Annotated in this window: 2 protein-coding genes; both read right to left on the reverse strand. The window is 48.6% G+C overall.

Annotated elements, in window-relative coordinates; all coding sequences use genetic code 11:
• The coding region (locus ACTHUR_RS14060; RefSeq protein WP_440399168.1) for a TraB/GumN family protein at window positions 1–353 on the reverse strand (353 nt) is incomplete at its 3' end.
• Between the two features lie 38 nt (window positions 354–391).
• Window positions 392–637, reverse strand: a complete 246-nt coding sequence (locus ACTHUR_RS14065) for a DUF1289 domain-containing protein (RefSeq protein WP_107769216.1) — start codon at window positions 635–637, stop codon at window positions 392–394.
• Window positions 638–712: the final 75 nt, after the last annotated feature.

A 712-nucleotide genomic window follows, 5' to 3' on the forward strand; every position in this document is an offset into this window, starting at 1 on the left:
CGACTGAGCGGTTCGGTACTCATGACCTCTTTGAAGTATTTTTGATACATTTTTTTTGTTTCCGGACTGCTGTCCGGCAATGCGTCAACTTCTGTGGTCAGTTGGTTGGTGGATTGCAACAGTTTGAGGGCATCGGAAGACAAGGTCTGATTGGTTTTCCCCATGTGGATGGTGCCGAGCAGATAGGAATCGGGTTGGCCTTCTTTGCTGATTTTCCAAACATTGCTGGTGAGTTTAGGCTGCTGCCAATTGAGTTCGGCAGGTTTGCTTTCGGGTAAAGTTGCAGCGGGTTTGCAGGTACCTAAGGCGAGGGCGGTAAATGGTATCAGCAGACAGGCAAGCAGTTTTTTCATGTTTTTCCTTATTGTGGTGTGCGGTAGGCAAGGGCAATTTAGAAATCGAGCAGGTTTTGAACCGGATGTTCGCCCGTTTCGGTTTTTTCCTGTTTGCGGTTGCGGATTTTGGCCTTCCTGAGGGATAGAAGGTGCATGACTTGATGTTTTTGGCTGTCGGTCATCTGGAGCCAGTACAAGCGCTCTTCCCGGCTGCGCAGGCAGCCTTTGCAATAACCTTTGGCATTGGCTTCGCAAACGCCGATGCAGGGGCTGGGAATGGGGAAGAAATCGGGTTGATCCATTTTGTGTTGCTTTTGATGTGAAAAAAGGCCGTCTGAAATATAGCACATATGTTCAGACGGCCTAAGTGTTTATAC

This window comes from Neisseria sp. P0021.S007 (assembly GCF_051956855.1).